The organism is Micromonospora sp. NPDC004336, assembly GCF_053602615.1.
The window spans coordinates 37716-44893 of sequence record NZ_JBSGDY010000036.1; the positions used below are offsets into that span (position 1 = coordinate 37716).

Consider the following 7178-nt stretch of genomic DNA (forward strand, 5'->3'; position numbering starts at 1 on the left):
TCACCTGCGCGCACCGGGGACGGGGCCCGACACGTCGGCCGGCAGGGTCGCCAGCCGTACGGCGGCCGACGCGCCCTGCTCGGGCGTACGGTCGCCACTGCCCCCGTTCATGTCCGTGGCGCAGTACCCGGGGTCGGCCGCGTTGACCTTGATCGGGGTGTCCCGCAGCTCGTTGGCGTAGCAGACGGTCACCGCGTTCACCGCGCTCTTCGAGGCGTTGTACGCCACCATCGGCATCCGGGAGTAGGGCGACGCCGGGTCGGTGCCGACGGTGAGCGAGCCCAGCCCGCTGGACAGGTTGACGATCCGTCCGGCCGGCGCCCGGCGCAGCAGCGGCAGCATCGCGTTGGTCACCGCCACCACCCCGAGCACGTTCGTCTCGAAGGTGCTCCGCACCGCGTCGAGCGGGGCGGCGCTCGGGGCGACCCCGAAGTCGAGCAGCACCCCGGCGTTGTTGACCAGCACGTCGAGCCGGCCGTACCCGCGTTCCACGGTGCGTGCGGCGGCGGCCACCGACTCCGGGTCGGTGACGTCGAGCGGCACGGTCGACACGTCGTACCCCTCGGCGGCCAGCTTCCCGGCCGCCTCCCGGCCCCGCGTGGCCGACCGGGCGCCGATCAGCACCCGCAGCCCCGCCGCGGCCAGGCCGCGCGCGATCTCGTAACCGATTCCCTTGTTGGCCCCCGTGACGAGGGCGACCTGTGCGCTCATGCCACCAACCCTGCGGCGGCGCGTCGGGGCCGGGAAGGCACCGGCCATCCAGGGACCGGCGGTCCCTGGCTGGGCGGTCGCGGCGCAGGCCATCATGGGCGGATGGACCGCGCCCTGCTCGCCGAGTTCCTCCGCTGCCGCCGCGCCCGGGTGCGCCCGGAGGAGGTCGGGCTGCCTCCCGGGTCGCGCCGCCGCACGCCGGGGCTGCGGCGGGAGGAGGTCGCCCAGCTCGCCGCGATCTCGGTGGACTACTACAACCGGCTGGAGCAGGCCCGGGCCCCGCGGCCGTCCCGGCAGGTGCTCGCGGCGCTGGGACGCGCGCTGCTGCTCTACCCGACCGAGCGGGCGCACCTGTTCCGCCTCGCCGGCGAGGTGCCCGACCCGCCGGCCCGCCCGGACGACGTGGTGCCGAACGGGGTGCGACACCTGCTCGACCGGCTCGCCGACACCCCCGCCTACGTCATCGACGTCCGGTACGAGCTGCTCGCCTGGAATTCGCTCGCGGTGGCCGTGCTGGGCGACCCGGACGACTGGGCGCCGGGGGAGCGGAACCTGGCCTGGCGGATGTTCAGCGGCCGGCCGGCGCCGGAGGTCGATCCGGTCGGCGCGAACGACGTGGCCGCGCGGTGCGTGACGGACCTGCGCGCGGCCGCCAGCCGCTACCCGGACGATCCGGCCCTGGGCCGGCTGCTGGCCCGGCTCCGCGCCGACAGCCCCGAGTTCGAGCGCCGCTGGCGGGACCACGGGGTCTGCGTGCCCGACCGTCCGGACCGGATGGTGCTGACCCACCGGGCGGTGGGCGAGGTGACGCTGGATCGCGAGGTGCTGGAGCTGGCCGGGGGCGGGCAGCGGCTCGTCCTGCACACCGCCGCGCCGGGCAGCCGGTCGGCCGAGGCGTTGCGACTGCTGGGCGTCATCGGGGCCGGCTGGTCGGCGGCCCCGGTGGACTGACCGACGCGCGGGCCCGCGCCGGCGACGCCCTGCCCGGGCCCGGCGGCCTGCCGCGACGAGGTCGCATGGCGGTGCCGGGCCCGGATGCCCTTCCGGCGCGGGCGCGCGCCGGTCGGGGCGCATGCCGGCGGGGCGGTCAGAGGCCGTTGGCGGCGATGACCTGGCGGTACCAGTGGGCGCTGCGCTTGAGCACGCGCCGCTGGGTCGGGTAGTCCACGTAGACCAGGCCCCAGCGCTGGTCGTACCCCTCGGCCCACTCGAAGTTGTCCAGCAGGGACCAGACGTGGAAGCTCTCCAGCGGCACCCCGGCGGCGACGGCGCGGTGGGCGGCGGCGAGGTGGTCGCGCAGGAAGCCGATCCGTCCGGCGTCGTCGACCACGCCGTCGGCGTCGAGGACGTCGGGGGTGGGCAGCCCGTTCTCGGTGACGGTGAGCGGGATCGGGCCGTAGTCGCGGGTGATCCGGGTCAGGATGTCGTACATCCCGTCGGGGTAGATCTGCTGCCAGTCGGCCTCCGAGGTGGGCCACCGTTCGGTCGTCTGGCCGTCGGCGGTGACGTAGTACGGGGTGTAGTACTGCACGGCCAGCAGGTCCACCGGCGCGGAGATGGTGGCCAGGTCCCCGTCGCGGATTCCGCGCGCCATCCGGCTGTCGGGTCCGAGGTCGTCCAGCACGTCCTGCGGGTAGCGGCCGGTGAGGATGGAGTCGAGGTAGAGGCGGTTCTCGTAGCCGTCGTAGAGCCGGCTCGCCCTCGCCGCCTCGGGGGAGTCGTCGGCCGGGTAGCAGGGGTGCAGGTTCAGGGCCGGGCCGATCCGGCCGGGGCCGGTGGCGCGCAGCGCCGCGACGGCGAGCCCGTGGGCGAGCTGGAGGTGGTGGGCGACCAGGTACGCGGCGTCGGGATCCTGCCGGCCCGGCGCGTGGTGCCCCGAGAGGTAGCCGTTCTGCACGACCGTCTTCGGCTCGTTGATGGTCAGCCAGGTCGGCACCCGGTCGCCGAGGGCGCGGTAGACGATCTCGGCGTAGTCGGCGAACCGGTGGGCGACGTCGCGCGACTCCCAGCCCCCGGCGTCCTGGAGGGCCTGCGGCAGGTCCCAGTGGAACAGGGTCGCCATCGGCGTGATGCCCCGCTCGTGCAGCCCGTCGACCAGCCGGCGGTAGAAGTCGAGGCCGCGCTGGTTGGGAGCGCCGGCGCCGTCGGCCTGCACGCGCGGCCAGGAGATGGAGAACCGGTAGCTGTGCAGCCCCAGGTCGCGCATCAGGTCGAGGTCCTCGGCGTACCGGTGGTAGTGGTCGGCGGCGACGTCGCCGGTGTCGCCGTTGCGCGTGCGCCCGGGCGTACGGCTGAAGGTGTCCCAGACCGACTCGCCCCGGCCGTCCTCCTTGGCGGCGCCCTCGATCTGGTAGGCCGAGGTGGCCGCGCCCCAGCCGAAGTCCGGCGGGAAGCGCAGGCCGGCGGCCGGGGTCTCCCCGGTCTGCGGCGCGGGCCCGCCGTCCGGGTCCGCGTGGTCGAGGGGCGGGCCGGCGGTCGCGGCGGCGCCCGGTCCGGTGCCGGTGGCGGCGCGGGCGGTGGCGGGGGGCGCGGCGTGGGCGAGCGGCTGCCGCCGGGTGGGCATCGACATGGGTTCTCCTCGTGGTCTGCGTGGCCACCGCCGGGCCGGGAGCGCTCCCAGCATAGTCGGACGGCGCCCGTCGATCGCCGCCGGTAGACCGGTCGGGGGCCGGGGCGGGGGTGGCGGCGGTCGGAGCGGGCGGAAGGGGTCCGCGGCGCGCGCCCGAGGGTCGGCGGTGCGGGGCGGGGGCGCGCGGTGGCGTGCGGGCGCGAACGTGCCGGCCGAGGCGGGGGGCGGGGCGCCGCGGGTCGCCGGGCGGGGCGGGTGAAGGTGGGCGGACAGCGGACGAGGCCGTTCGGAACGGCGACAGCGGCCAGTTCCGTCGGCCTCTTTTCCCATCGTGCGAGGGGGCTTAGTGTGGGGACGGGGGAGGGCAACCCCCGTCCCCACCGTTGCTGCACACGCACGGGCGGAATTGGCGTCCTGTCGTGCGTGTCGCGCGGGAGCCGGGCCACGCGAGTGGCTTGAGGATCCACCTCCCTCCACGTTGGCGGGTTGACGGCTGACGGCGGCGTCCGGGCTGGCCCGCCGTCAGCCCTCGGGCTGACTCCCCGGTCCCGTCGGACGGATCCCGGGTGATCTTCCAGTTGGAACCTTGTCGATGGAAGCGCTCCCATCGACGATGCTTGCGACTGTAACGCCCGTCACGGCTTTGTGAAAGACCCAAAACAAGATCGAAACATCTGATTGTCCGGCGCGCCCGCGCCCATTGTGGGAGCGCTTCCATGCGTGGCACACTGGCGCCACCGCGACACGGAGCCAGATCGCGTGAGCGTGGGGGCCGAGGGCAGCCGGTGTCTCCGGCACGGCACCCGACGCGGCCGGCGCAGCCCCGCCGAAGGGGCGCCGCCCGCCGCCACCCCGGCCGGGCCGGGGCCGACCACCATCCCCGGGCGCCTCGAATCCCCCATCGCGGGAGGCGCCCTCGCCGGGGCCCGCGTCCCCGGCCAGGTCAGAGGAGACACCGCGCACATGAGAAATCTGGCAAGACGTCGCCGCCTGGCGATGGTCGCCGCCGCCGCGCTCGCCGTCGGCGGGGTGACCCTGCCGGCCGGCGCCGCGCAGGCCGCCCCGGCCTGCGACGTGGTCTACGCGACCAGCGACTGGAACAACGGCTTCACCGCCAACGTCACCATCAAGAACCTCGGCGACCCGATCAACGGCTGGACGTTGAAGTTCGCCTTCCCCGGCGACCAGCGGGTCACGCAGGGCTGGTCGGCCAGGTGGAGCCAGACCGGCAACGAGGTCACCGCGACCAACGAGTCGTGGAACGGCAGCCTCGGCACCGGCGCCTCGACCAGCATCGGCTTCAACGGCTCGCACGGCGGCGCCAACCCGAAGCCCACCTCGTTCTCCGTCAACGGGGTGACCTGCGGCGGCACCCAGCAACAGCCGCCGACGGTCACGCTCGGAGTGCCGGCCGGGCCCTTCGAGGCCCCCGCCGACGTGCCGCTGACCGCCACCGCCAGCGACCCCGACGGCACCATCAGCAAGGTCGAGTTCTACCGCAACGGCCTGCTGGTCAACACCGACACCACCGCCCCGTACGGCTACACGCTGGAGGACCTGCCCGCCGGCGCGTACACCGTGCAGGCCAAGGCGTACGACAACGCCAACCTGACCGCCACGGCGGAGAAGTCCTTCACCGTCTCGGCGGCGTCCGGGCCGGTGCTGGTGGCCACCCCGTCGGCGGTGAGCGTGACCGAGGGCGGCAGCTCGACGGTCAACCTCAAGCTCAGCGCCGCGCCGAGCGCCAACGTGCCGGTGACCCTGGCGCGCACCGGGGACACCGACATCACCGTCTCGCCGGCCTCGGTGACGCTGACCCCGAGCAACTGGAACACCGGGGCGAACGTGACGGTCGCGGCGGCCGAGGACGCCGACACGGTCGGCGGCACCGCCACCGTCACCGCCTCGGCGACCGGCTACGCGCCGCTGGCGATCACCGCCACCGAGGTCGACAACGACACCGGCGGCGGGGACAACACCTACGTCAAGCGGTTCCTCGACCAGTACGGCAAGATCAAGAACTCGGGCTACTTCAGCCCCGAGGGCGTGCCGTACCACTCGGTCGAGACGCTGATCGTCGAGGCGCCCGACCACGGCCACGAGACGACCTCGGAGGCGTTCAGCTTCTGGCTCTGGCTGGAGGCCAACTACGGGCGGGTGACCCAGAACTGGGCGCCGTTCAACAACGCCTGGACCGTCATGGAAAAATATATAATTCCGAATCATTCGGACCAGCCGACGGCGGGCGCGGCGGGCACCGCGCAGTACGCCGCCGAGCACGACCTGCCCAGCCAGTACCCGTCGCAGCTGGAGGCGTCCGTGCCGGTCGGGCAGGACCCGCTGCGCGCCGAGCTCCAGTCCACCTACGGCACCGGTGACATCTACGGCATGCACTGGCTGCTCGACGTGGACAACACCTACGGCTACGGCCGCTGCGGCGACGGCACCAGCCGGCCGGCGTACATCAACACCTTCCAGCGCGGCACCCAGGAGTCGGTGTGGGAGACCGTGCCGCAGCCGTCCTGCGACACCTTCGCCCACGGCGGCCGGTACGGCTTCCTCGACCTGTTCGTCAAGGAGGCCAACGCCCCGGCTAAGCAGTGGAAGTACACCAACGCCCCCGACGCCGACGCCCGCGCCGTGCAGGCCGCCTACTGGGCCCTGACCTGGGCCCGGGAGCAGGGCAGGGAGGCCGACGTGGCGGCCACCGTGGCCAAGGCCGCGAAGATGGGCGACTACCTGCGGTACGCCATGTTCGACAAGTACTTCAAGAAGATCGGCAACTGCGTCGGGGCGAGCGCCTGCCCGGCCGGCACCGGCAAGGACTCGGCGCACTACCTGATGTCCTGGTACTACGCCTGGGGCGGCGCGTACGAGACGAACCAGAACTGGTCGTGGCGCATCGGTTCCAGCCACAACCACTTCGGCTACCAGAACCCGTTCGCGGCGTGGGCGCTGACCAACGTCAACGAGCTGAAGCCGAAGTCGCCGACCGCGGTCGCCGACTGGACCAAGAGCTTCGAGCGGCAGCTGGAGTTCTACACCTGGCTCCAGTCCGCCGAGGGCGGCATCGCCGGCGGCGCGACCAACAGCTGGGGCGGCCACTACGGCCAGCCGCCGGCCGGCACGTCGACCTTCTACGGCATGTACTACGACGTCGACCCGGTCTACAACGACCCGCCGTCGAACCAGTGGTTCGGCATGCAGGCCTGGTCGATGCAGCGCATCGCCGAGCTGTACCTGCAGACCGGCAACGCCAAGGCCAAGGCGCTGCTGGACAAGTGGGTGCCGTGGGCCATCGCCAACACCACGCTCGGCGCCGACTGGTCGATCCCGTCGGACATGAAGTGGACCGGCCAGCCCACCACCTGGAACCCGACCAACCCGCAGCCCAACACCAACCTGCACGTCGAGGTCACCGTGAAGGGCCAGGACGTCGGCGTCGCCGCAGCCTACGCCCGGACCCTGATCGCGTACGCGGCCAAGTCGGGCAACGCGGCGGCGAAGAACACCGCCAAGGGGCTGCTGGACGCCCTGCACGCGGCCAGCGACGCCCAGGGCGTGTCCACGGTGGAGAAGCGCGGCGACTACCGGCGCTTCGACGACACCTACGACGCCGCCACCGGCCAGGGCCTCTACGTGCCGCCGGGCTGGACGGGCACGATGGCCAACGGCGACGCCATCGCCCCGGGCAAGAGCTTCGTCGACATCCGCTCCTTCTACAAGAACGACCCGGCGTGGCCCAAGGTCCAGGCGTACCTCGACGGCGGCCCCGAGCCGGAGTTCCGGTACCACCGGTTCTGGGCCCAGGCCGACGTCGCCATGGCGTACGCCGACTACGGGAAGCTGTTCCCCAACGGCTGAACCAGCGCCTCCGGGTGGGCGGCTCGGCCCGCCC

The 7178-nt window shown here is 73.4% G+C and carries 4 protein-coding genes; 2 read left to right on the top strand and 2 right to left on the bottom strand.

Annotated elements, in window-relative coordinates; translation table 11 throughout:
• On the bottom strand, positions 1-711 hold the full coding sequence (locus ACWENR_RS10860; RefSeq protein WP_452276820.1) for an SDR family oxidoreductase: 711 nt from the start codon (positions 709-711) through the stop codon (positions 1-3).
• Between the two features lie 102 nt (positions 712-813).
• Here ACWENR_RS10860 and ACWENR_RS10865 point away from each other — a divergent pair, with 102 nt between their 5' ends.
• Entirely contained in the window at positions 814-1662 is an 849-nt protein-coding gene (locus ACWENR_RS10865; RefSeq protein ID WP_452276821.1) for a helix-turn-helix transcriptional regulator, read from the top strand.
• A 136-nt stretch (positions 1663-1798) separates the two neighbouring features.
• On the opposite strand, the gene ACWENR_RS10870 is transcribed toward ACWENR_RS10865, so the two are convergent.
• The gene (locus ACWENR_RS10870; protein WP_452276822.1) at positions 1799-3280 is read right to left on the bottom strand and encodes a GH1 family beta-glucosidase; all 1482 of its coding nucleotides are present in this window, start codon (positions 3278-3280) and stop codon (positions 1799-1801) included.
• A gap of 972 nt (positions 3281-4252) precedes the next feature.
• Between ACWENR_RS10870 and ACWENR_RS10875 the strand changes: the two genes are divergently transcribed.
• Positions 4253-7144 carry a glycoside hydrolase family 48 protein gene (locus ACWENR_RS10875; protein ID WP_452276823.1) on the top strand — a complete coding sequence of 964 codons (2892 nt, stop codon included), beginning with the start codon at positions 4253-4255 and terminating at the stop codon, positions 7142-7144.
• Positions 7145-7178: the final 34 nt, after the last annotated feature.

What these genes read in the sequence shown, in the direction of transcription:
- ACWENR_RS10860 (WP_452276820.1), bottom strand. Translation starts at nt 711, where the DNA reads ATGAGCGCACAGGTCGCCCTCGTCACGGGGGCCAACAAGGGAATCGGT.
- ACWENR_RS10865 (WP_452276821.1), top strand. Translation starts at nt 814, where the DNA reads ATGGACCGCGCCCTGCTCGCCGAGTTCCTCCGCTGCCGCCGCGCCCGG.
- ACWENR_RS10870 (WP_452276822.1), bottom strand. Translation starts at nt 3,280, where the DNA reads ATGTCGATGCCCACCCGGCGGCAGCCGCTCGCCCACGCCGCGCCCCCC.